The sequence below is a fragment of the Paraburkholderia sp. J8-2 genome (assembly GCF_905220195.1).
Classification (GTDB): domain Bacteria; phylum Pseudomonadota; class Gammaproteobacteria; order Burkholderiales; family Burkholderiaceae; genus Paraburkholderia.
In genome coordinates this window covers 96,711-119,105 of the sequence record NZ_CAJMZA010000013.1, presented here as the reverse complement: position 1 = coordinate 119,105, position 22,395 = coordinate 96,711, and the positions used below count along the sequence as shown (strand labels likewise).

Annotated in this window: 20 protein-coding genes; 8 read left to right on the top strand and 12 right to left on the bottom strand. The window is 64.0% G+C overall.

What is annotated here, in order from left to right; translation table 11 throughout:
• Window positions 1-28: 28 nt before the first annotated feature.
• The 6 genes from araG to U5A52_RS25440 all read right to left on the bottom strand — a co-directional run bounded on the left by araG (window position 29) and on the right by U5A52_RS25440 (window position 7,864).
• Window positions 29-1,597 carry an L-arabinose ABC transporter ATP-binding protein AraG gene (araG, locus tag U5A52_RS25465; protein ID WP_321936670.1) on the bottom strand — a complete coding sequence of 523 codons (1,569 nt, stop codon included), beginning with the start codon at window positions 1,595-1,597 and terminating at the stop codon, window positions 29-31.
• Between the two features lie 44 nt (window positions 1,598-1,641).
• Window positions 1,642-2,646 carry an arabinose ABC transporter substrate-binding protein gene (locus U5A52_RS25460; protein WP_321914061.1) on the bottom strand — a complete coding sequence of 335 codons (1,005 nt, stop codon included), beginning with the start codon at window positions 2,644-2,646 and terminating at the stop codon, window positions 1,642-1,644.
• A 56-nt stretch (window positions 2,647-2,702) separates the two neighbouring features.
• Window positions 2,703-3,632: a Gfo/Idh/MocA family oxidoreductase gene (locus U5A52_RS25455; RefSeq protein WP_321914062.1), complete on the bottom strand. Its 930-nt coding sequence runs from the start codon at window positions 3,630-3,632 to the stop codon at window positions 2,703-2,705.
• A gap of 56 nt (window positions 3,633-3,688) precedes the next feature.
• Window positions 3,689-4,618, bottom strand: a complete 930-nt coding sequence (locus U5A52_RS25450; protein WP_321914063.1) for a dihydrodipicolinate synthase family protein — start codon at window positions 4,616-4,618, stop codon at window positions 3,689-3,691.
• A 40-nt stretch (window positions 4,619-4,658) separates the two neighbouring features.
• Entirely contained in the window at window positions 4,659-6,014 is a 1,356-nt protein-coding gene (locus U5A52_RS25445) for an MFS transporter (RefSeq protein ID WP_321936669.1), read from the bottom strand.
• A gap of 98 nt (window positions 6,015-6,112) precedes the next feature.
• Window positions 6,113-7,864, bottom strand: a complete 1,752-nt coding sequence (locus U5A52_RS25440) for an IlvD/Edd family dehydratase (protein WP_321914065.1) — start codon at window positions 7,862-7,864, stop codon at window positions 6,113-6,115.
• Window positions 7,865-8,030: 166 nt separating this feature from the next.
• Here U5A52_RS25440 and U5A52_RS25435 point away from each other — a divergent pair, with 166 nt between their 5' ends.
• From U5A52_RS25435 to U5A52_RS25410, 6 genes are all read left to right on the top strand, one after another.
• Window positions 8,031-9,014 (top strand): LysR substrate-binding domain-containing protein, encoded by a 984-nt coding sequence (locus tag U5A52_RS25435; protein ID WP_321936668.1) that lies wholly within the window; start codon window positions 8,031-8,033, stop codon window positions 9,012-9,014.
• Between the two features lie 34 nt (window positions 9,015-9,048).
• Window positions 9,049-9,909: a class I SAM-dependent methyltransferase gene (locus U5A52_RS25430; protein WP_321936667.1), complete on the top strand. Its 861-nt coding sequence runs from the start codon at window positions 9,049-9,051 to the stop codon at window positions 9,907-9,909.
• Window positions 9,910-10,178: 269 nt separating this feature from the next.
• A complete protein-coding gene (locus tag U5A52_RS25425) occupies window positions 10,179-10,781 on the top strand; it encodes a DUF1326 domain-containing protein (RefSeq protein ID WP_321914068.1) in 603 nt (200 codons plus the stop codon).
• A complete protein-coding gene (locus tag U5A52_RS25420; protein WP_321936666.1) occupies window positions 10,774-11,574 on the top strand; it encodes a DUF2182 domain-containing protein in 801 nt (266 codons plus the stop codon). Before U5A52_RS25425 ends, U5A52_RS25420 begins: the two co-directional genes overlap by 8 nt.
• A 101-nt stretch (window positions 11,575-11,675) precedes the next feature.
• Window positions 11,676-12,086, top strand: a complete 411-nt coding sequence (locus tag U5A52_RS25415) for a metalloregulator ArsR/SmtB family transcription factor (RefSeq protein WP_321914070.1) — start codon at window positions 11,676-11,678, stop codon at window positions 12,084-12,086.
• The gene (locus tag U5A52_RS25410; RefSeq protein ID WP_321914071.1) at window positions 12,079-12,600 is read left to right on the top strand and encodes an SRPBCC domain-containing protein; all 522 of its coding nucleotides are present in this window, start codon (window positions 12,079-12,081) and stop codon (window positions 12,598-12,600) included. Before U5A52_RS25415 ends, U5A52_RS25410 begins: the two co-directional genes overlap by 8 nt.
• Window positions 12,601-12,717: 117 nt before the next feature.
• Here U5A52_RS25410 and argC read toward each other — a convergent pair whose 3' ends face one another.
• Entirely contained in the window at window positions 12,718-13,647 is a 930-nt protein-coding gene (gene argC / locus U5A52_RS25405) for an N-acetyl-gamma-glutamyl-phosphate reductase (RefSeq protein WP_321936665.1), read from the bottom strand.
• Between the two features lie 129 nt (window positions 13,648-13,776).
• Here argC and U5A52_RS25400 point away from each other — a divergent pair, with 129 nt between their 5' ends.
• On the top strand, window positions 13,777-14,661 hold the full coding sequence (locus tag U5A52_RS25400) for a LysR family transcriptional regulator (protein WP_321936664.1): 885 nt from the start codon (window positions 13,777-13,779) through the stop codon (window positions 14,659-14,661).
• A gap of 69 nt (window positions 14,662-14,730) precedes the next feature.
• On the opposite strand, the gene U5A52_RS25395 is transcribed toward U5A52_RS25400, so the two are convergent.
• Together U5A52_RS25395 and U5A52_RS25390 are read right to left on the bottom strand one after the other, a co-directional pair.
• Window positions 14,731-15,201 (bottom strand): ribonuclease, encoded by a 471-nt coding sequence (locus U5A52_RS25395; protein ID WP_321914074.1) that lies wholly within the window; start codon window positions 15,199-15,201, stop codon window positions 14,731-14,733.
• A gap of 555 nt (window positions 15,202-15,756) precedes the next feature.
• The gene (locus tag U5A52_RS25390; protein WP_321936712.1) at window positions 15,757-16,869 is read right to left on the bottom strand and encodes an alkene reductase; all 1,113 of its coding nucleotides are present in this window, start codon (window positions 16,867-16,869) and stop codon (window positions 15,757-15,759) included.
• Between the two features lie 380 nt (window positions 16,870-17,249).
• Between U5A52_RS25390 and U5A52_RS25385 the strand changes: the two genes are divergently transcribed.
• Window positions 17,250-18,542, top strand: coding sequence for a D-amino acid dehydrogenase (locus tag U5A52_RS25385; RefSeq protein WP_321936663.1), 1,293 nt, complete (start codon window positions 17,250-17,252; stop codon window positions 18,540-18,542).
• A gap of 343 nt (window positions 18,543-18,885) precedes the next feature.
• Here the strand turns inward: U5A52_RS25385 and U5A52_RS25380 are convergent, their stop codons facing one another.
• The 3 genes from U5A52_RS25380 to U5A52_RS25370 form a co-directional block, all read right to left on the bottom strand.
• Window positions 18,886-19,626, bottom strand: coding sequence for a 3-ketoacyl-ACP reductase (locus tag U5A52_RS25380; RefSeq protein WP_321914077.1), 741 nt, complete (start codon window positions 19,624-19,626; stop codon window positions 18,886-18,888).
• 348 nt (window positions 19,627-19,974) lie between these two features.
• Window positions 19,975-20,226: a hypothetical protein gene (locus U5A52_RS25375; RefSeq protein ID WP_321914078.1), complete on the bottom strand. Its 252-nt coding sequence runs from the start codon at window positions 20,224-20,226 to the stop codon at window positions 19,975-19,977.
• Between the two features lie 85 nt (window positions 20,227-20,311).
• Window positions 20,312-22,267, bottom strand: coding sequence for an AI-2E family transporter (locus U5A52_RS25370; protein WP_321914079.1), 1,956 nt, complete (start codon window positions 22,265-22,267; stop codon window positions 20,312-20,314).
• Window positions 22,268-22,395: the final 128 nt, after the last annotated feature.

Sequence of the window (22,395 nt, the reverse complement as noted above, 5' to 3'; positions counted from 1 at the left end):
GCAAGGCAAAAAACAAAAAGCGTGCGCGCTAGCGCGGCAGCGCCATCTTGATCAGTTCGTCGGGTGAGGCTTCGGCTTTGGGCAGGCTGCCCGCTATCCGGCCCTCGCGCATCACGATGATGCGGTCCGACACGCCGATCACCTCGGCCAGATCGCTCGACACCATGATCACGGTCTTGCCCGCTTCCGCAAGCTCGTACAACAGGTTGTAGATCTCGGCGCGCGCGCCCACGTCGATACCGCGCGTGGGCTCGTCCATCAGGAACACCTCGATGCGTTCGGCGAGCCAGCGCGACAGAATTACCTTCTGCTGGTTGCCGCCCGAAAGCGTGCCGATGGCCGTATCGCCGTTGCGCGTCTTGATCGCGAGTTTCTTGATGTAGTCCTGCGCGAGATCGCGCTCGCGCCGGGCGTCGAGCAGGAAGCGCGCGGGGCTGAAGTGGCGGCGCGCGCTGATATTCAGGTTGTCGGCCACCGAGGCGATCGCGACGATGCCTTCCTGTTTGCGGTCCTCCGGGCATAGCGCGAGGCCCGCGCGCACGGCGTCGCGGGGGCTGGCGAAATTCACGCGCTTGCCGCCGAGTTCGACGTGACCCGCGCTCGCACGCGTCGCGCCATAAATCAGCTTCATGAGTTCCGAGCGCCCCGCGCCCACGAGCCCGAAGAAGCCGACGATCTCGCCGCGCCGCGCCGTGAACGACACCGGCTCGGTCAGTCCCGGCCCGAGCAGGCCTTTCGCTTCGATGAGCACTTCGCCTGCTTTGCGCGGACGATAGCCGTACACGTCCTCGATCGAGCGGCCCACCATCGCGGCAATCAGGCGATTGCGATCGAGATCCTGCACCGAATCGAACGTTTCGATGCGCTTGCCGTCACGGAACACCGTCACGCGGTCGCACAGCTCATAGACTTCGTCCATGCGGTGCGTGACGTAGATGATCGCGCGGCCGTCCGCGCGCAGCGCGTTGATGATGCGAAAGAGGTTCTCGGTCTCGCGCGCCGAGAGCGAGCTGGTCGGTTCGTCGAAGGCAATCACACGCGCGTCGCGCATGAGCGCCTTGCCGATTTCGATCATCTGCCGCTGGCCGATCGAGAGATTCTTCACCGGCGTGCGCGGATCGATGCGCTCGCCAAGGCGCTGGAGTTCATCCATCGCGCGCTTGACGAGCGTGCCTTCGTCGAGCACGCCGAAGCGGTTGGGCAATTGCCCGAGCATCAGGTTTTCCGCCACCGTCAGCTCGGGCACGAGATGCAGTTCCTGATAGATGATTGCGATACCCGCTTCGAGCGCCGCCTTCGTGGTCGTGAAGCGCTGCTCCACGCCACCTAGCTTCAGCGTGCCTTCCTGCGGCTGGTTCACGCCCGAGAGCACCTTGAGCAGCGTGGATTTGCCCGCGCCGTTCTCGCCCATCAAGCCATGCACTTCGCCGGCACGCACTTCCAGCGCCACGCGGTCGAGCGCACGCACGCCCGGAAAGCTCACGGTAATGCCGTCGAGCTCCAGATACGCGCGATTCCCCTGTTGAGCGCCCGCACTTGCGTCCCGCGCTGCGTTCGCCGCTGCCTGCGCGTTCGCATCCGTCATCGTTTCAGTCATTGCATCCCTGCCCTTTGCATCGCGTCGATCTTTCTACGCAGTCCTTAGATACCCAGCTCGCTGCGCACAGCCGTCCAGTTCTCGCGCGTCATCAGCTTGCCGGTGGTCTGCGTGTCGGCGGCGGGCTGCTTGCCGTCGCGAATCCAGTCGACGAGGTTCTCGGCGCTGTCCTTGCCATGGTTCGTCGAGCTCACGGCGATCGTGCCGTAGAAGCCCGTGGGCTGCTTCTTCTGGAACTCGGCGAACGCTTCGCCCGCGCCGTTGATGCCCACGCCAATCACGTCAGCCGACGGAATGTGCAGCTGCTCGGTCGCGCGCACGGCACCCAGCACGCTTTCTTCGTTGAGCGCGAACACCACCCACTTCTTGATGTTCGGATGCTGGGCGAGCACCGGCGAAGCCGCGTTGAAGCCGCCTTCGTCGTCGGTGGTCTTTTGCGGGGCGTCGAAGATGTTTTCCTTCTTGAAGCCGCCCGCCAGCAGCGATTGCGTCGCGCCGTCCGTGCGCAGCTTGGCCGTCGGCAGTTCATAGTCGGTAATACGCAGCGCGCCCACTTCTTCCGGCTTCCAGCCGCGGCGCTTCATTTCGTCGGTGATCGCCTGGCCCACCTGATTGCCGATCTTGAGCGCCGACATGCCAAGGTGCGGCACGTTGGCGAGCGGCTTGCCCGACGAGTCCACGAGCTGGTCGTCCACCGTCACGAACTTCATGTTGTAGCGCTTGGCGCGCGCCTGAATGGCCGGTCCGAGACGCACGTCGGGCGCGCAGATCACGAAGCCTTGTGCGCCTTGCGCGCCGAGGTTGTCGATGGCGGCGAGCACCTTCTCGCCGTCCGGCGTGCCGATGTTCACCACCGAGAAGTTCTCCTTCTGGCCGAGCGCCGTGGCAGCCTTCTGCTCGTTGATGAACCATGCCTGTTCCGGCATCTTCACGAGGAAGCCGATCTTCACGGGCGAGTCGGCGTGCGCCGCCACGTTCATGCCGAGCGGGGCGATGCACATCGCCGCGAATGCGGCACGAAGGGTCAAGCGGCGGATCTTGCTGGTCATGCTCCTGTCTCCTCAGGTGTGGTTTTGCTGCGTGTGTATCGTGATAAAAGAAGCGCTCAGTGGCCAAAGGCCTCGACTTCGACGTGCCTGCCAAGCAGGAACGCGTCCGCCACGAGGCGCAGCGGGCGTACGTCCACGTCGTCGGTGCCGTGGGCGATCAACCAGTGAAAACGCTCGTAGAGCGCCGAATATTCCCGCTCGGCTTCGAGCGTGACCGGCTCGCCCGCAATCGCGAGGCGCTTGCCGCCTTCCGCGATCGAGAGCAGGCCATCCGTTGTCTCCACATCGATTTCCCATTGCTCGACCGGGCCGTGGCGCCAGTCGAACTCGGCGCGCACGGGCACGCCGTCGGTGTCGATGCAGTCGAGTTCAGCGGCGATCGGCGTCGCGCAGTCGCTCGGCACATGCAGCGTTGCGCCCCGCAGCAGCACTTCGCGCGGCAGGATGCGCGTGACGATGGAAAGCGCGTTGATGCCCGGATCGAACACGCCCAGGCCGCCCGGTTCCCAGATCCACTGTTGACCCGGATGCCAGCGGCGCACGTCTTCTTTCCAGCGCACGTGCACGGCGCGGATCGTGCGCGCGGCGAGCCACGCGCGTGCGGGTTCCACGGCGCTCGCGCAACGCGAATGCCACGTGGTGAACAACGTGCGCCCGCGCTTTTGCGCGAGTTCGCGCAGCGCCTCGACTTCGCTCACGCTCGCGCCCGGCGGCTTTTCGAGCATCACATGCTTGCCTGCTTCGAGCGCGGCGCGCGCCTGCGCGTAACGCACTTGCGGCGGCGCGCACAGCGACACGGCGTCGAGGTCGGACTCGGCGGCCAGCAGCGCGCCAATGTCCTTGTAGTTGCGCACGTTCTCCACTTCTGCATTGCGGCTCGCGGCCGCAACGAGTTCAAACCCGGGATTGCCTGCGATAGCCGGCAGATGCTGGTCGCGCGCAATCTTGCCCACGCCGACGATGCCCAACGTATAGGACGCTTTCATGACGTATCTCCGCCCCTTCGTTTCAGGGAAATTTTTTATTCTGGATGACGAACGATTTATTTACCCCAGCGCAGCACGAGCGGATCGAGGCGGCGCGCAATCTCGATCAACTCGGCGCGCGTGGCGGGATTCATCGCGGGCAGCGGGTGGCGCGGCAGTTCGCACTCGATCACGCCGCCTTCCTTCATCAGCGACTTGCAGGCCAGCAGGCCCGCCTGGCGGTTCTCGTGATTGATGAGCGGCAGCCACTTCTGATAGAGCGCGAATGCGTCGTCGGTGCGGCCTTCGCGATGCGCTTCGATAATCGGGCGAATGCCATCCGGAAAGCCACCGCCCGTCATCGAGCCGGTCGCGCCAGCGTTGAGATCGGCGAGCAGCGTAATCGCTTCTTCGCCGTCCCATGGGCCTTCGGCCGCCTCGCCCGCCAGCTTGATCAGCTCGCGGAGCTTGTTCGCCGCGCCCGGCGTTTCAATCTTGAAGTACGAAACCTGCTCGATCTCGCGGGCCATGCGCGCGAGGAACGCGGCGGAGAGCACCGTGCCGCTCGCGGGCGCATCCTGAATCATGATCGGAATGTCGATCGCGTCGGACACGCGCGCGTAGAAGTCGTAGATCTGCTGTTCGGGCACGCGGAACGTCGCGCCGTGATACGGCGGCATGAGCATCACCATCGCCGCACCCTGCTCCTGCGCGCGCTTGCTGCGCGCAGCGGCGATCGAGGTGCCGTAGTGCGTGGTCGTCACGATCACGGGCACGCGGCCCGCCACGTGTTCGAGCACGGTGCGCGTGATGAGTTCGCGCTCGTCGTCGGAGAGCGAGAACTGCTCCGAGAAGTTCGCGAGAATGCACAGGCCGTCCGAGCCCGCGTCGATCATGAAATCGACGGCGCGCTTCTGGCTTGCCAGATCCAGTTCGCCGGTTTCGGTGAACGTGGTCGGCACGACGGGAAAAATGCCCCGGTAGCGGGGCGTACGGCTCGTAGTCATGTCTTCAGTCCTGCTTGAGAAAGGGTGTCAGGCCGCGCCTTCACGATTCGCTCGCCAGCTCTGCCGTGCCGCGCCCGGGCGTGCGCAGCACCGCGCGCACGGCGAACGTCACGAGCACCGCGAACACCAGCGTGGCCGCGAGAAAGTAAAGCCCGGCCGCCAGGCTGCCCGTTGCGTCCTTGATGAGCCCGATGCCATAGGGGCCGAGATAGCCGCCGAGATTCGCGAGCGAGTTGATCGTCGCGATCCCCACGGCCGCGCTCGCGCCGGTGAGGAACTCGCCGGGCAGCGCCCAAACCACGGCCTGAATCGAGTAGATCGAGAAAGCGGTCAGGCAGATGAACAGCAATTGCAGCGCCGGCGCGTGAAACCACGCGCTCGCGGCCATCGTCAGCGCCGCGACGCCCGAGACCACGGCAATGTGGCCATAGCGTTCGCGATGCTTGTCCGAATGGCGCGGCACGCTCAGCAAGCCCACCACCGCGAACAGATACGGTACCGCGGAGAGCAGACCGGCCGTGGAATCGCTCACGCCGAACGCCTTGATAATGGTAGGCAACCAGAGCGACAAACCATAGATGCACAGCGGAAACGGCAGGAACAGCAGCGCCAGCAGCAGCACGCGGCGGTCCTTGAGCGCGCTGAACGGGTTGCGGTGCGTGTCGAGCCTGTAGGCGCGGTGGTCGGCGGCGAGTTCGCGCTCGATCCAGCGGCGCTCGGTGTCGTCGAGCCAGCGCGCGTGCGCGGGCGACTCGGGCAGCAGGCGCAGCGTGGGAATGCACAGCAGCACGGCGGGCAGGCCGCTCACGACGAAGAGCGTCTGCCAGCTCGACATGCCGAAAAAGCCGTGCGTTTCGAGCAGCGCGCCCGCAATCGGCCCGGTGATGATGCCCGCAATGGGCTGCGCGAGCACCAGCAAGCCGATCACGCGCGCGCGGTGGCGCATGGGAAACCACTGCGTGAGGAAATACAGAATGCCCGGATAGAACCCCGCCTCCGCCGCGCCCAGCAGGAAGCGCAACGTGTAGAAGCTCTTCGGGCCGCTCACGAGCGCCATGAGCATCGTGATCACGCCCCACGTGAACAGAATGCGCGCGAACCACACGCGTGCGCCGAAGCGCGCGAGCGCGAGATTGCTGGGCACTTCGCAAAGGAAATAGCCGATGAAGAAGAGACCGGCGCCGAGGCCATAGGCGGCGTCGGAAAGGCCCACAGCCGCGTTCATGTGCAGCTTCGCGAAGCCGACCACGGTGCGGTCGACGTACGCCACCACGTAGATCAGCGCGAGAAAAGGCAGAAGCCGGCGCGCGATATGGCCGACGATGAGCTTTTCCTCGCTGCTGGCGCTTGCCAGCGCAGCGGGCTGATCGTGTTGCAGCACCTGCGGATTTGTCATCGTGTCTCCTAACTCTGCATGTCTTCTCGCCGGCGCGCGCCTTTGCTGACTCCGCGCGCTCAGGGCGCCGGCGCGCCCTGCCTCAGCGCCTCAACCGCTCAGTGCGAATGCCGCGGCACGCCCGCCCCGCGCTTGCCCACGAGGAAGTCGAGATCGCAACCTTCGTCGGCCTGCAGCACGTGATCGACATACAGACGCGCGTAGCCGCCCTTGCCCAGTTGCTCCGCCACGCCAGGCGCGGCCGCCGGATCGACATCGCTCAAGCGGCGCGCGAGTTCCTCGTCGCTGATGTCGAGATGCAGGCGCCCCGATTCGCAATCCAGCTCGATCCAGTCGCCGTTGCGCACGGCCGCGAGCGGGCCGCCGGCCGCCGCTTCGGGCGCAACGTGCAAGACCACCGTGCCGTAAGCGGTACCGCTCATGCGCGCGTCCGAAATGCGCACCATGTCCTTCACGCCCTGGCGCAGCAGCTTGGGCGGCAGACCCATGTTGCCGACCTCGGCCATGCCGGGGTAGCCGCGCGGGCCGCAGTTCTTCATCACGAGGATGGAGTCCTTGTCGACATCGAGCGATTCGTCGCCGATGGTCGCCTTGTAGTGGTCGAAGTTTTCGAACACCACGGCGCGGCCGCGATGCTTGAGCAGCTCGGGCGTCGCCGCCGAAGGCTTGAGCACCGCGCCGCGCGGCGCAAGATTGCCGCGCAGGATACAGATGCCGCCGTCGGCAATCAATGGGTTGTCGAGTTGACGAATCACTTCGTCGTTGTAGTTGGGCGCTTCGCGCACGTTGTCCCAGATGGACTTGCCGTTGACCGTCAGCGCACCCGGATGCGGCAGCAGGTTCGCTTCGCCGAGCCGGCGCAGCACCGCCGGCAGCCCGCCCGCGTAATAGAACTCTTCCATCAGGAAGCGGCCCGAAGGCTGCAGATCGACGATGGTCGGCGTGCCTCGGCCAACGCGCTGCCAGTCTTCGAGCTCGAGGTCCACGCCAATGCGGCCCGCAATCGCCTTCAGGTGGATCACCGCGTTGGTCGAGCCGCCAATGGCCGCGTTCGTGCGAATGGCGTTTTCGAACGCTTCGCGCGTGAGGACCTTCGAGAGCTTCAGGTCTTCCAGCGCCATCTGCACGATGCGGATGCCCGACATGTGCGCGAGCACGTAGCGGCGCGCATCCACAGCCGGAATCGCGGCGTTGTGCGGCAGCGAAACGCCCAGCGACTCGGCCATGCAGGCCATGGTCGAGGCGGTGCCCATGGTGTTGCAGGTGCCGGCCGAGCGCGACATGCCCGCTTCGGCCGAAAGGAACTGGTGCAGGTCGATCTCGCCCGCCTTCAGCTCCTCGTGCAGCCGCCACACCACCGTGCCCGAGCCGATGTCGCGTCCTTCGTGCTTGCCGTTGAGCATCGGGCCGCCCGTCACGACGATGGCGGGCACGTCCACGCTCGCGGCGCCCATCAGCAGCGCGGGCGTGGTCTTGTCGCAGCCGCACAGCAGCACGACGGCGTCGATGGGGTTGCCGCGAATCGCCTCTTCCACGTCCATGGAGGCGAGATTGCGCGTGAGCATGGCCGAGGGGCGCAGGTTCGATTCGCCGTTCGAGAACACCGGGAACTCGACCGGGAAGCCGCCGGCTTCATAAATGCCGCGCTTCACGTGCTCCGCGAGCTTGCGGAAGTGCGCATTGCAGGGCGTGAGTTCCGACCAGGTATTGCAGATGCCGATGATCGGGCGACCATCGAATTCGTGATCGGGAATGCCTTGATTCTTCATCCAGCTTCGGTACATGAAGCCGTTCTTGTCCGTGGTGCCGAACCACTGTTGGGAGCGCAGTTTGGGTTTGGTATCCGACATCGTGTTCGTCTTGTGGAGCGGGTAGTTCGCCGATGCATCCGGGCGATGGATTCGGCACAGTCTAGGGAGAAGTCTGATAACCTTCTAATGAAAAAATGGACGCTTCCGATATCGAAATCGGCATTGGTATAAACACCTAAAACTATTTGGGAAATCAGGTGGAGACATGCTCGATACAAGCCCCTGGTACGTGCGCACGCGGCTGAAAACGCGGCAACTGCTCCTCGTCGTGGCGCTGGCCGAGGAAGGCAACATTCACCGCGCGGCGGCGGCGCTGAACATGACGCAACCCGCCGCGTCGAAGCTCCTGCGCGAGCTCGAGGACATGCTTGGCGCGGTGCTGTTCGAGCGCATGCCGCGCGGCATGCGGCCCACGCTGTATGGCGACGCCCTGATCCGCCACGCGCGCGCCGTGCTGGGCAGCCTCGACCAGGCGCAGGAGGAACTGAGCGCGCTCAAGGCGGGGCGCCTTGGCCACGTGGCGGTGGGCGCGATCACCTCGCCGGGCGTGCGCGTGCTGCCGGCCGCCGTCGCGGCGGTCAAGCGCACACATGCCAACCTGCGCGTTTCCGTGGAGATCGACGCCAGCAACGTGCTGCTCGAACATCTGGCGCAAGACAAGCTCGACGTCGTGCTGGGCCGCCTTTCCGCCGAGCACGACAAGCTTCAGTTGCGCTACGAGCCGCTCGCGGGCGAGCCGGTATGCGCCGTGGTTCGGCCGGGGCATCCGATGCTCGGGCAGGCCGCGGATGAAGCCCGCCCGATCGCGCTCGCCGATATCGCGCGCGCCACGTGGGTCGTGCCGCCGGTGGGCAGCGTGCTGCGCCATCGCTTCGAGCTGATGTTCCAGCGCGCGAGCCTCGCGCCCCCGTCGAACGTGGTGGAAACGCCCGCGCTGCTCTTCATCACGCGCGTGCTGGAGCAAAGCGACATGATCGCCGTGCTCACCGAAGACGTGGCGCACTACTACGCGGCGCACGGCATGGTCGCGATCCTGCCCGTGCCGATGGATTGCCAGATGGACGACTTCGGCATCATCACGCGCGCGGACCGCCTCTTCACGCCTGCGGCGAGCGTGATGATCGAGGCGTTGCGGCAAGTGAGCGCCGACATTTACGGGGCCCACCGCCGGGAGCCCGGCGCGCGATAATCGTGCGACGAAACCCGCCGCAGAGGACCGAACCATGACCGCCAGCCAGAGCGCCGCTCCCGACAGCACTGCCATTCGCGTCGCGCTGTGGCGCGCGCTGCACGTCCAGGTCGACGACGCGCCCTACGTGCTCGAAGACGAAACCGGCATGCAGATCGCCGCGCCCGCATCGAACTGGCGCGAGCGGCCCGACATGCACCCCGAAGGCACGCGCGGGTATCGCGCTTCGATCGTCGGGCGCGCGCGCTTCGTCGAAGACCTCGTGGCCGAGCAGACCGCAACAGGTCTCGCGCAACAGTACGCGATTCTCGGAGCGGGACTCGACACGTTCGCGCAGCGCCATCCCGAGATCGCCTCGCGCCTGCACGTGTACGAAGTGGACAAGCCGGGCACGCAGGCGTGGAAGCGTCAGCGGCTCATGGAGCTGGGGTTTCGCGAGCAGGACTGGCTGCGCTTCGTGCCGGTGGATTTCGAAGCTGGCGAGACATGGTGGGAACGGCTCGCCGCGGCCGGGTTCGATGCCGCGAGCCCCGCGGTGATCGCGTCGACAGGCGTCTCGATGTATCTCACGCGTGAAGCCAACCTCGCGACACTGCGCCAGATCGCGCAGCTCGCACCGGGCTCGACGCTCGTCATGACGTTTCTTTTGCCGCTCGAGCTCATCGACGAGCCCGAGCGCTCGCAGCATGCCGCAGTGTATGAACGCGCGCGGGCGGCGGGCACGCCGTTCGTGAGCTTCTTTGCGCCGGACGAGATGCTTGCGCTCGCACGCGTTGCGGGATTGCGCGATGCGCGGCATGTTTCGACCGCGGATCTCACCGCGCGTTATTTCGCAGGCCGTAGCGATGGCCTGAGGCCGGCGAGTGGGGAGTCGATTCTCGTGGCGACGGTTTGACCCCGTGCCGGCGTCCCATCCGGTTTTCTCAATTGGCGCTTCTCCCGCACCATTGTGAATAGGACAAGCTTGTTTGCGGACATACACCGCTTCTGCAGTAGCGAAAAAGCTCGAGGCATGAAGCACGCTCACCCTGGACCGTTTCGACCTAGACTTTAAGGAATTCGCAAGCTTGATCCGGTGTGCCGGAGTCGATATTCACGCGCGCGAATGTTCCGTGCCCGAACGCGAGCACATCCTGTCCGTGACCGACGTCGGAGGTGAAGACAATGGCCGAGAGCTGGAAGGTTGCCGGTACGTATTTCGAGAGCTGCAATTGCTATGCCCCTTGCAGTTGCGTTTGCCTGGGACCGCCTTCGGATGGAGACTGCGCGGTGCTGATCGGCTGGCACATCGATCAGGGGAAGTTCGCCGCCGTGACGCTGGACGGCCTCAACATTGCCCTGTTTGCGTATTCGCCGGGCCACATGTTGCAAAACAAGTGGAGAGTCGCCCTCTACCTGGACGAACGCGGCACATCTGAGCAACTCGACGTGTTGGGCAAGATATTTTCCGGTCAGGCCGGCGGACCGCTTTCGGCGCTCGGCCCGATGATTGGCGAGGTCATGGGCGTCAGGCCGGCCGCCATCAGTTATCAGCAGGACGGGAAGCGTCGCAGCCTCCACATTCCCGACGTGGCAGCCATGGAAATCGAAGCCTTGGCGGGTCAGGACGGTGGCGACGTCACGATCAGCAATCACCCGCTTACGCCTGTCCCGGGGTTCGCGGCGGTCATCGGAAAATCGAAGGAATTTCGCTTCACTGACCACGGATTCACCAGAGAAATCTCGGACCGAAACGGCTTTTATTCTCCGTTCGTCTACCATGACTGAACCTGGCTTGCTGGGTACGCGCGCGACGCGATGGTGGCCGCGGCGCGACCAGGCGGTCGCGCTGTCCGGGCTCACGGCTGCCGCAGCGCTCGCGTGGGCCTACCTCCTGTATATGAGCTGGGGCATGGAGCACATGGAGGTAGGTGCGACCATGGCCATCATGCCGCGCATGACACATTGGCATACCATCGACCTGCTTTTGGTCCTGGCGATGTGGGCCGTCATGATGGCCGCCATGATGCTTCCGTCCATCGTGCCAACGGTGCTGGGTTTCGCGTCCATGAGCAGCCGGCGTCGCGGGCAACATCGGCCATACGTGCAGACTAGCGTGTTCGTTCTCGGCTACCTCGCCGTCTGGTCCGGCTTCAGCCTCTTTGCGACGCTCGTGCAGTGGGGCTTGCTCGAGGCACGACTCGTTACGCCGATGATGGTGAGCGCGACGCCGTGGCTTGCAGGCGCTCTTCTGGTCATTGCCGGGGTCTTCCAGTTGACGCCTGCGAAGCATGCGTGCCTTGCCAGGTGCGTGTCCCCGCTCGGCTTTCTTCTAACCGAGTGGCGCGACGGCACCTTCGGCGCCTGGGTCATGGGATTTCGTCATGGGGCGTATTGCGTAGGTTGCTGCGGACTACTCATGACGCTCCTCTTCGTATTTGGCGTGATGAACGTGCTCTGGATTGCCGTGCTGTCGATCTACGTGATGCTCGAAAAAATGCTTCCGCAAGTGCGATGGCTTCCTTTCGCGCAGGGAGCGCTGCTGATTTGCTGGGGCATTGCCGTTGCCGCAAGGGGGTAGATTCGCGAGCAGGCGGTTACGAATTGCCGATCCAGATTGACATCGAAAATCGGCGCCATCTATACTTCGCCAATCGGTTAATTAAACAAACGGAAAAGTAATTGGAATCGGATCACCTGAGTGCCACCTTCGCTGCGTTGGCCGACCCGACGCGCCGCGCCATCCTCGCGAGGCTGGCGCAAGGCGAAGCGACGGTAGGCGATCTGGCCAAGCCCTTCGACTTGAGTCCGCCGGCAATCAGCAAGCACCTGCGTGTTCTCGCGCATGCAGGACTGATTACGCAAGGACGAGACCGTCAGTTCCGGCCTTGTCGCATTGTGGCTGAGCCGCTAAAGGAGGCGGCCGACTGGGCGCTGCAATATCGCGCGCTGTGGGAACAGCGCCTCGACCAGCTCGACAGCTACCTGCAGCAACTGCAACAGGCGCAGGTCAAGGACGCACCCAAGAAGCCCAACGCGAAGACCACCAACGTTTCTTCACCCCGTACCAGGAAGCCCCGCAACCATGACTGAAAAAGTGTCCGCACCCTTCATCCTTGAGCGCCGCTTCTCCGCGCCGCGGGAACTCGTGTACGCCGCGTTGACTGAAGCCCGGCATCTTGCCGCATGGATGAGCCCGCCGGGAATGGAAATGTCCCACTGCACGGTGGACGCGCGTGTCGGCGGCGTCTTTCACTACGCGATGAAGCCGAGCGGCGCGCCCGACGCCTCTGCCATGTGGGGCAAGTGGACGTTCCGCGAATTGACGCCCCCCGAGCGCATCGTGGTCGTCGTGCAATTCAGCGACGCAGAGGGTGGCGTGACGCGACACCCCATGGCCAGCGAGTGGCCGCTGTATACGCTATCGACAACCACGCTTAGCGAAGTCGCAGGTGGCACGCTAATGCGCCTCGAATGGCGCGCGCTGGACGCCAGCGAAGCCGAAGAAGCCATCTTTGACGCTTCGCACGCCAGCATGTCTCAAGGTTGGGGTGGCAGCATGGATGCGCTCGAACGCTATCTCACGCAGCGGCAAGCCGATCGCTGAGTCGCGAGAAGAACAAGCGCGCCTCCCGGTGCGCTTTTACGACCGCCCACAAGAGCCTGACGAAGCAATGGCCGCACGGCGCACGCGCGGCCGAACGCTAGCGCAAGCCATCGGCCACTACTGCCGCGTGAGCATGAGGTCCAGGTTCTGGACCGCAGCCCCGGATGCGCCTTTGCCAAGATTGTCGAAGACCGCGGACAGCAGGACGTGCTCGTGTTCCACGTCATGAAAAACGCTTAAGTGCATGTCGTTCGTACCGTTCAGCACTTGCGGGTCCAGGTGTTTCAAGGCGCTCGATTCGTGCAGCGGCAGAACGCGTACGTGAGGGACCCCGGCATAGTGGCGTGCGAGGCAAGCGTGCAACGTGCCGCCATCCACGCCCGGTGCCAGCAGCCGCAGCGCCAGCGGCACCGTCAGCACGATGCCCTGGCGGAACGCTCCATACGCAGGAACAAAAATGGGACGCTGCGCCAGGCAGGCGTGCTGCTGGATCTCCGGCGTGTGCTTGTGCGCGAGTTCGAGACCATATACCTGATAGGAAGGCGCGTCGGCCGCTCGCGGCCCCTCATGCTCCTCCACGCCGGCGCGCCCGCGTCCGGAGTAGCCGGATACCGCGTGAATGCTGATCGGGTAATTGTCCGGTATGAGCCCGGCCTGCACCAACGGGCGCAGCAGGCCAACTGCGCCGGTCGGATAGCAACCGGGATTGGTGACCCGACATGCGTTCGCAATCTGCTCAGCCTGCCCCGGCGTCATTTCCGGAAAACCGTAAGTCCAGTCCGGCTGCGTGCGGTGGGCGGAGCTCGCGTCGATCACCCGGACGGCAGGATTGACAATGGCGCCCACTGCCTCGCGCGCCGCGGCGTCCGGCAAACAGAGGATGGCGATGTCGCAGGCGTTGATGGCTTCTGCGCGACGCCGCGAATCTTTGCGCTGCGCAGCGTCTAGCGTGAACAGTCTGATGTCGGTCCGGTTGCGCAGCCGCTCGTGGATTTGCAGCCCGGTGGTGCCTTGGTCGCCGTCGATGAAAACTACGGGAGAGCTCATACGTGCATGACTCCGCTGACTATGGGTTGTATCGGGTAAAGCGAGCCCCTATGTTGCGCGGACGGCTAGAATAGAGAAAGTTGAATTTCATAACGCAAACATTCAGCTTTTCTGAATCTGGACGCCGTCATGCGAGAGATCAGCCTGGACCGCTTGCGCACTTTGGTCGCGGTTGCCGACCGTGGTTCGTTTGCCGATGCGGCGCGCGCATTGCACCTGGCGCCGCCAACGGTCAGCCTTCATATCGCGGAACTCGAAGACCGCATTGGGGCTCCGCTCCTGTTACGCAAGCGCGGACATGTGGGGCCGACGTCTATCGGCGAAGTGCTGGTGGAACGCGCGCGCCGGCTGCTGGCCGACGCGGAGCAGGCGTTAGACGATATCCAGCGCCAGGTAGAGGGGCTCGAAGGGCGTGCGCGGCTCGGCGCGTCCACGGGCGTGATCGCGCACCTGCTGCCGCAAGCGCTCGAGGTCCTGCGCGAGCACCATCCCGCCATCGACATTCAAATTGCCGTGCTGACTTCGCAAGAAACCCTGTCCCGGCTGGTGGAGGGAACGCTGGATGTCGGGCTGATCGCGCTGCCTCAGCCGCCGGTGGCCGGACTCGTGATCAAGCCCTGGCGCCGCGATCCTGTGATGGCCTTCGTGCCGGCGCATTGGCGGTGTCCGGCCCGCGTTACGCCTGAATGGCTCGCCACCCAACCGCTCATCCTCAATGACGCGACCACGCGTCTCTCGCGTCTGACCGCGGAGTGGTTCGCGACCGCAGGGCATCATCCTGCGCCGCGCATTCAGCTCAACTACAACGACGCGATCAAGAGTCTGGTAGCGGCAGGTTACGGCGCCGCGCTGTTGCCACATGAGGCCACGACGCCACTGCCCGACAAGCGCATCGTCATGCGTGCGCTGCGCCCAGCCTTGTGGCGACGGCTCGGTATTGCATATCGTGCGGGGTACGTTGAGCGTTCCACGCAACACGTCCTGGATGTGTTGTGGGATTTGCGACTGGCGTAGCCGTTGCCATTCGCCGCCAGGGCCCTTTTCGCTGAAACAATAGCCCTTCACGAAGATCAGAGTCCCGCTTCACTCCGCAATGCGCTTGAAACTGGCGTAGTAATCTTCGGTGTAATAACAGTCGCCAATCTGCTTGCGCGGTCCACCACACACGATCCGGCGCTGCCCGCGGTCCGTCATGCCAGGGGTGCGAACCGTGTATGTGTGGTAGTAGCCACGTGGATGCTTCGGCAGCAAAGCGGCGCTGTTGCGGAACAACACGCCGTCGTCTGCGAAAGGGAAGGGCCCGCCCGCTTTGATCAGCCGTAGCGTCTCGGTTCCTTCCGCCGGCAACTGTGTCCTGGTGATGGTGCCCAGCGTGCCCGCTACTTGCGCGCCCGATGCGGCGGGTGTGCCGCTTGCGCCCTGCGTTGGCTGAGCCGGCGCCTGGCTTGCAGACGCGCCCGATGCCTCCGTGGCGTTTCGCGAACTCTCCTTGCCGCATCCACAGAGGATCGCGCTCAAGGCAACGATGCAGGGGAAAGCCCACGCTCTCTTCACGAAACGATTCTCCTCTCGTTGACCGGAACTCGACGACCAGGATAGACGTAAAGGTAGCGCTAATGGCGCAGCGAATCAATGATCGAAAGGAAACAGGCACTCGGCACGTAGCAACGAACAACGGCCGCTTACACCCGTTCCGATGTAAGCGGCCTGGACCTGCAATGACATAGTGCTGGATGACGCGGTACTTCAACTGCATGCTGCCCTGCTCTTCAACTACGTGTTGCCCTGCACTTCAACAACGTATTTCCCTGCACTCCTCATCGATTCAACAGCATGGTACTTCGACAATAACCGGTTAAGCTCTGCCAGACACGACTACTGCTGCGGGACTGCTGTACTGCAACGGGTACACGGTATGGTCCAACTCGACCGCAGGAGGGGAATCCCGGGATGGAGCCAACGTCTCGCTCCATGACAACCAGTGTAGACGTAGCAGGCATTAACCAATTGCCCGAAACGAGCCCAATATGGCGCCGAGTTCCCGCAATTGACGAGCGTGCCTGCCGGTGCTCCGATGCGTCCGCGCATCCGCCCATACAAGCTCGCATTTCAGGCGACAGCTTCCGCCTCAGACTGATAGAACGGGTAGTCCGTATAACCGATTTGCGTGCCGCCAAAGAAGGTCGGGCGGTCGTACGGGTTGAGCGATAGATTGCGACGCAGCCGCTCTGGAAGGTCGGGATTCGCAATGAAGTGGCGACCGAATGCCACCAGATCGGCATCGCCGGCCTTCAGGATCGCTTCGGCCTTTTCACCGTCGAAGCCGCCGGCCGCGACGATGGTGCCCGCATAGTGCTTGCGAATCATCTGAGCCGCGACCGGATCCGGATTGGCGCTCTCGTTTTCGACATTGCCGAGAATGCGGGGCTCGATGAGGTGCAGGTACGCGAGATTCAGCTTCGCAAGTTCTTCTGCCACATACGTGAACAGGCCGACAGGGTCGCTATCCGACATGTCGCCCCATGACCCGCTCGGCCCAAGGCGCACGGCAACCTTGTCGCTTCCCCACACCGAAATAACAGCACGAGTGGCTTCCATCAGCAGACGGGCGCGGTTTTCGAACGAACCGCCATAGATGTCCGTGCGCTTGTTGCTGCCGTCCTGCAGGAACTGGTCAAACAGATAGCCGTTTGCGGCATGCAGTTCCACGCCGTCGAAGCCTGCCGCGACGCCGCGTGCTGCCGCCGCGCGAAAACTTTCGACGATGCCCGCAATTTCGTGAGTCTCCAGTGCGCGATTCGGCGTATTCGGAACCCAGCCGGCGTCCGTGTATGCGACACCGCCATGAGGCACTTCCGAGGGGCCAACCGGACGCCCACCGTCGGGTTGCAATTCCGAATTCGACTGGCGCCCAGCGTGGTACAGCTGAAGGAAGATTTTCGCGCCCTTTGCATGGACTGCATCGGTCACGCGCTTCCAGCCGGCAATCTGGCTGTCGTCGTACAAACCCGGCGCACCAAGATACCCGTTGCCGTTCGGCGCAGCGATGGTGGCCTCGCTAATCAGGAACCCGCCGGCCGAAGCGCGCTGCGCGTAGTACTCCGCCATGAGCGGGCCGGGTATCGCACCGCTTTCAGCACGCATACGGGTGAGCGGCGCTAGAACGACTCGGTGCGAGAGCGTGTAAGGACCGACTTTGACTTCAGAAAAGAGCTTGGACATGATTGACCCCAAAAAGGATTGGAAAGCGCATCGATTGCTGGTTGTCCGACGTGACAGAAGCCGAAGCCGCGGAACTGGCTCACTTCCCCGCGACTGCGATGGGTTAGAGTGTATATGCACATATCGATTCATTTGTCGCGATTGCCAGCAATACTGTTCTCGCGTTTTTCAAACAATTCTCTTTCTATTCCACGCCATCCATGCCGGGAACAGGTTTGGAAACATTAATGACTTTTCATCCAGTCGGCATAGCAATTTCAACCAGAAATAGGCGACCAAACATTATTGAAAACTGTGCATATGTCGCTAGCATCCAGTTATCGACTGCCAGATCAAACACCGGCGGCGGTCATTCACTACGGGCTGGGGAGAGGACGGGTATGCGAGTCCTGGTATTGGGTAGCGGGGTCGTCGGTGTGACTAGCGCGTTTTATCTGGCGCGTGCCGGTCACGAAGTCACTGTCATCGACCGCGAGGAAGGTCCCGCGCTTGAGACGAGCTTCGCGAACGCCGGGCAAATCTCTCCAGGCTATGCAGCACCATGGGCGGCACCCGGCGTTCCGCTCAAAGCCGTTAAGTGGATGTTCCAGAAGCATGCGCCACTCGCCATCCGCCCGGATGACGCGGACAAGCAGTTCCAGCTTCAGTGGATGTGGCAGATGCTGCAGAACTGCACCGCCGAGCGCTATGCGATCAACAAGAACCGCATGGTGCGGCTTGCGCAATACAGCCGCGACTGCCTGCAGGCACTGCGCGCTGAAACGGGTATCCAGTACGAAGGACGAACCGGCGGCACGCTACAGGTTTTCCGCACGCAGCAGCAGCTCGACGGCGCAGCCAAAGACATTTCCGTCCTGAAAGAGGCGAACGTTCCCTACGAGCTGTTGAGCGCAAGCGAACTCTCGCGGGTTGAGCCTGCGCTCGCTGCAACGTCGCACAAGCTAACCGGCGGCCTTCGCCTGCCCGGCGACGAAACAGGCGACTGCCAGCTGTTCACGACCCGGCTTGCCGCGCTCGCCGCAGAGGCAGGCGTAACGTTCCGCTACAACACGCCAGTCGATACCCTCGTTGTCGAAGACTGCAAAGTCGTTGGCGTGCGCCATGGGACCAAGCTCATCCATGCGGATGCGTTCGTTGTCGCATTTGGCTCCTATTCGACGAGCTTCCTGTCGGGCCTCGTCAAGATTCCGGTCTACCCGCTCAAGGGGTATTCCATCACGGCGCCTATCGTCGACGAGGCTCGCGCGCCGGTCTCGACTGTCCTGGATGAGACCTACAAAATCGCCATCACCCGTTTCGACAAACGCATTCGCGTGGGCGGCATGGCCGAAATCGTCGGGTTCGACAAGCGCCTGCGCGAGGCGCGGCGCGAGACGCTCGAAATGTGCGTGAACGATTTGTTCCCGGGCGGCGGCGACACATCGAAGGCGACGTTCTGGACCGGGCTGCGGCCAATGACGCCAGACGGCACGCCCATTGTCGGCCGCACTGCCGTGCCCAACCTTTTCCTGAACACGGGCCATGGCACGCTTGGCTGGACCATGTCCTGCGGTTCGGCACAGCTTCTCGCCGACCTGATTTCAGGCAGAAGGCCCGCCATCCAGTACGACGATTTGAACGTATTCCGCTACGACAAGGAGCCGGCAGCCCCCGCGGATTTCGCACTGGACTAGGCAGCACTGCGTGCGCCTCGCTACGCGAACGCGCCCTGGGTTTCCACGCACTCAACTCACGGCGCGCTCGGCCGTTATTTCACTTATGGAGCAAGGCAGCCGGTCCTATGACTTGCGGATCGTCCTCCTGCCAGGCCCCATACCCTGCCCCTAACTGTCGGGGACCACGCAGAGTCGAAATTGAGCGCCGGGAGCCCGCTCCCGGCGCGTTTTTCTTTCGCCATCCAGCCAGACGTCACACAAACCGGCACCCCAAAATGCGAAGCGGGAGCCGGCTCCACGCCGCTCCCGCCAGATCACTTCGTTGTGCTCACCATCACCGCGCAAGCAGACGCGGCAACACTCAGCTCATGTGCAAACCGCCATTGAGCGAGAAGTCCGCGCCGGTCGAAAAGCCTGATTCGTCGGACGCGAGCCACGCCACGATCGAGGCGATCTCCAACGGTTCGCCGAGGCGACGCACCGGAATGCTGTCGACGATCTTCGAGAGCACTTCGGGCTTCACCGCCTTGACCATGTCCGTGCCGATATAGCCGGGCGAAACGGTATTGACCGTCACGCCCTTGGTCGCCACTTCCTGCGCGAGCGCCATGGTGAAGCCGTGAATGCCGGCCTTGGCCGTGGAGTAATTCGTCTGACCGAACTGGCCTTTCTGCCCGTTCACCGACGAAATGTTGATCACGCGCCCAAACCCCCGCTCGATCATGCCGTCGATCACCTGCTTCGTCACGTTGAAGAGGCTCGTGAGGTTGGTGTCGATCACCGCGATCCAGTCCTCGTGCGTCATCTTGCGGAAGACGACGTCGCGCGTGATGCCCGCGTTGTTGACCAGAATGTCGATCTCGCCGACGTCCTTCTTCACCTTCTCGAACGCGACAGCCGTGGAGTCCCAGTCGGCCACGTTGCCTTCCGAGGCGACGAACTCGTAGCCCAGCGCCTTTTGCTCGTCGAGCCAGCGCGTTTTGCGCTGCGAGTTCGGGCCGCAGCCCGCGACCACCGTGTAGCCATCCTTGTGCAGACGCTGGCAGATGGCCGTTCCGATGCCGCCCATGCCGCCGGTCACGTAGGCAATACGCTTTGCCATAGATCCTCCTTTTGCTTTAGGGGGTAGGTGAGTTGGGAAAGACTCTGGAGGATGGAGTCAGTTTGACGAGCGCCACCCAGCCGGGCGATGGGGAAATACCCGTACAGGAAAACGCCTGCCGGAACCATTCCGTACGACAGGGTGTGCTGGCGTTTTCTCGATGCCGCCAGCGGACCGAACAAGCCTATCAGCGTCTTTTGGGGGACACAAGGCGATCGCAACGTCAGACGTGGGCAAAAGCACACATTTGCCTGGCATGCCTCAATAAACACACGCGTAGAGATGTGTTTTGCATAAGAATACGGCCCGGCATCTAGCCGGGCCGTGCGCAGGCTGACTGCGAAGGCGTCAGAGACCGGCGGCGAGCCGCTCGTCGCCGAATCCTTCGGGCAGGCCCGTCACATAATCCAGCCGCCCGACCGCTTCGAGCAGCGAGCGGCCGGCAATCGTGAGCGCAAGCCGGCGATGACCTTCCGTCCAGTGCTCGAGCGCGACGAGCTGACGCTCGAGCAGCGTGTCCAGTTCCTGACGATTCATGTCGATCTGGTCCGGCGAATGGCGGACCAGCATCAGCGTGGCGAATTCCTTAGGGCTCAGCAATGTTGTCTCCCAGTAACTCTCATGCCGCAACCAGGGGGCACAGGGCCGCATATATTCGAGGTTCAATGTGACACTGGCATGACTGTCACAATTTCGCGCCGGCGCTGTATTGATCCTGCATATCCGGGCTTGGCGCCCTCTTTTCGGGCGGCGGCGCTTGCGGCGGCACGAGCGCCACGCCGCACTCCTCCACGAGGGTGCGCAGCGAGGTGGGAAAGAGCGTGCCGGGGTCGTCGGCAATGCCTGCGCCCTCGTCACGCAGCGCCGCGCCCACACCCACCACGATGGTCGCGCCGGGCGCGCGCTCGCGCAGGCGCCGCACGAGGTTGCGCAGGTACGGCGGCGACTCGGGTGCGTCGAGCGACACCACGCAGATAGCCGGCGAGCGCTCATCGATCATCGCCCCGCGCGTGGCGCGCACTTCGTCGTACGTGGTGGCCGTACACGGAATATTGCGGCGCATGAGCAGTTGGCCGATGATCGCCACCGCCACGTCGTCGAACGCGCCGCGCCCGGGTACGCAGAGCACCTCGCCCGCGTCCGGCGAGAGCGTGAATTCAATGACCCTCGCGCCTTCGTCCGCGCCCTCGGCGGCTCGTTTCGCGCTCTCGTCCCCGGCTGCGGCGTGGCGCGAATCGTCTACAGATTCGAGGTCCTCGACAATGTCGAGCAACGCCTGGTTGATGCGCGCCACCTGCTCGGCGGGCAGCACGCCGCGCAAGGCGTCGTTGCGCGCGAAGCGCAGGCCCTCGAACACCACCTGCTCGTAGTAGTCGATGAGCGGCATGGTCGTGAGCAGCCGGTCGGCCTGCAGCAGCGCCTCGTGCGGATCGTCCGCGAGCAGGCGCTGGTAGCAGGTTTGCGCGGGCGTGAGCGCGGGCTGGTCGCCCAGCAGGATCGTGAGGAAGTTCAGGCGGTCCACGTAGCGGCCGAGCGTGACGATGCACAGCGTGAGCGGCGTGGAAAGCACGAGCCCCACCGGCCCCCACAGCCAGCTCCAGAAAATCGCCGCCACCACGACGGCGAGCGGCGAAAGCCCCGAGCGCCGGCCATAGAGCATCGGCTCGGCGAACTGGCCGGCCACCACGTCCACGACGATGAAGAAGATCAGCGTCGTGACGGCCATGGTCCATTGCGGCTGCGTGGCCGCGGCGACGAGCGTCGCCATGATCGCGGCGATCCAGATGCCGATGTACGGCACGAAGCGCATGAGCGCCGCCACCGCGCCAAACAGCAGCGCGCCCGGCACGCCAATGCCCGCCAGCCCGAGCGCGATCACCCCGCCTACTGTGACATTCACACCGACTTGCGCGACGAAGTAGCGCGAGAGCCGCTGCGAGGCGTCGTTGATGGCGGTCGTGGTGCGGTGCAGGTCGTCCGAGCCGAACACGCTAATGAGCCGGTCGCGCAGGTCCTCGCGCTGGAACAGGATGAAGATCGTCACCACGAGCACGATGAAGGTCGTTTCGAGCGGCGCGATAGCCGGCGCAAGCGCCTTTTGCGCGAGCGTGAGCGGCGTGGGCGCGGGGTTGTGGATCTCCACCGGCATGGGCTGCTGCGGCTGGTTGCGCGCCGCGCGCCCGCGCGGCTGCGGCGGCGCGGGCGGCGGCGTGGGCGTAATGCGCTGCAGGGTGGTAGCGGCGCGCGACATCAGCGAATCGGCGCGGCCCACCGTCTTTTCCTGCACCGTTTGCACTTTCTGCTCGATCTCCTCCTGATACTGCGGCAGGGAAGCAGAAAGCTGGTAGACCTGCGCGGCGATCAACGCGCCCACGCCGGCGAGCGCGAGCACGGTGGAAAGCACCGCAACGAGGATAGCGAGGAATTGCGGCACGTGGATGCGCCGCAGCGTGGTCACGAGCGGCGCCAGCAGAAAGCTCAGCAGCACCGAGAGCGTAATGGGAATCAGCACCGCGCGCCCGAAGTACAGGCCGCACACCACGACCACCCCGGTAATGACGGAGGCGAGGCTATGCAGCGTGGGCGGGCTTGGCGGAAACACCCGGTTGCGTCGGCCCTGCGGCGGCAGCGGGAAATTCATGTCGGATCGGATCGGCAAAAAAAGGGAACATCGGGCCGCGCCAGCTCGGGCAAGCGCACGGCCCCTCTACTCGCACGAGCACGCGCAAACATGCACGAGGTGCGCCTCAAAATGGTACTGCGCCCACG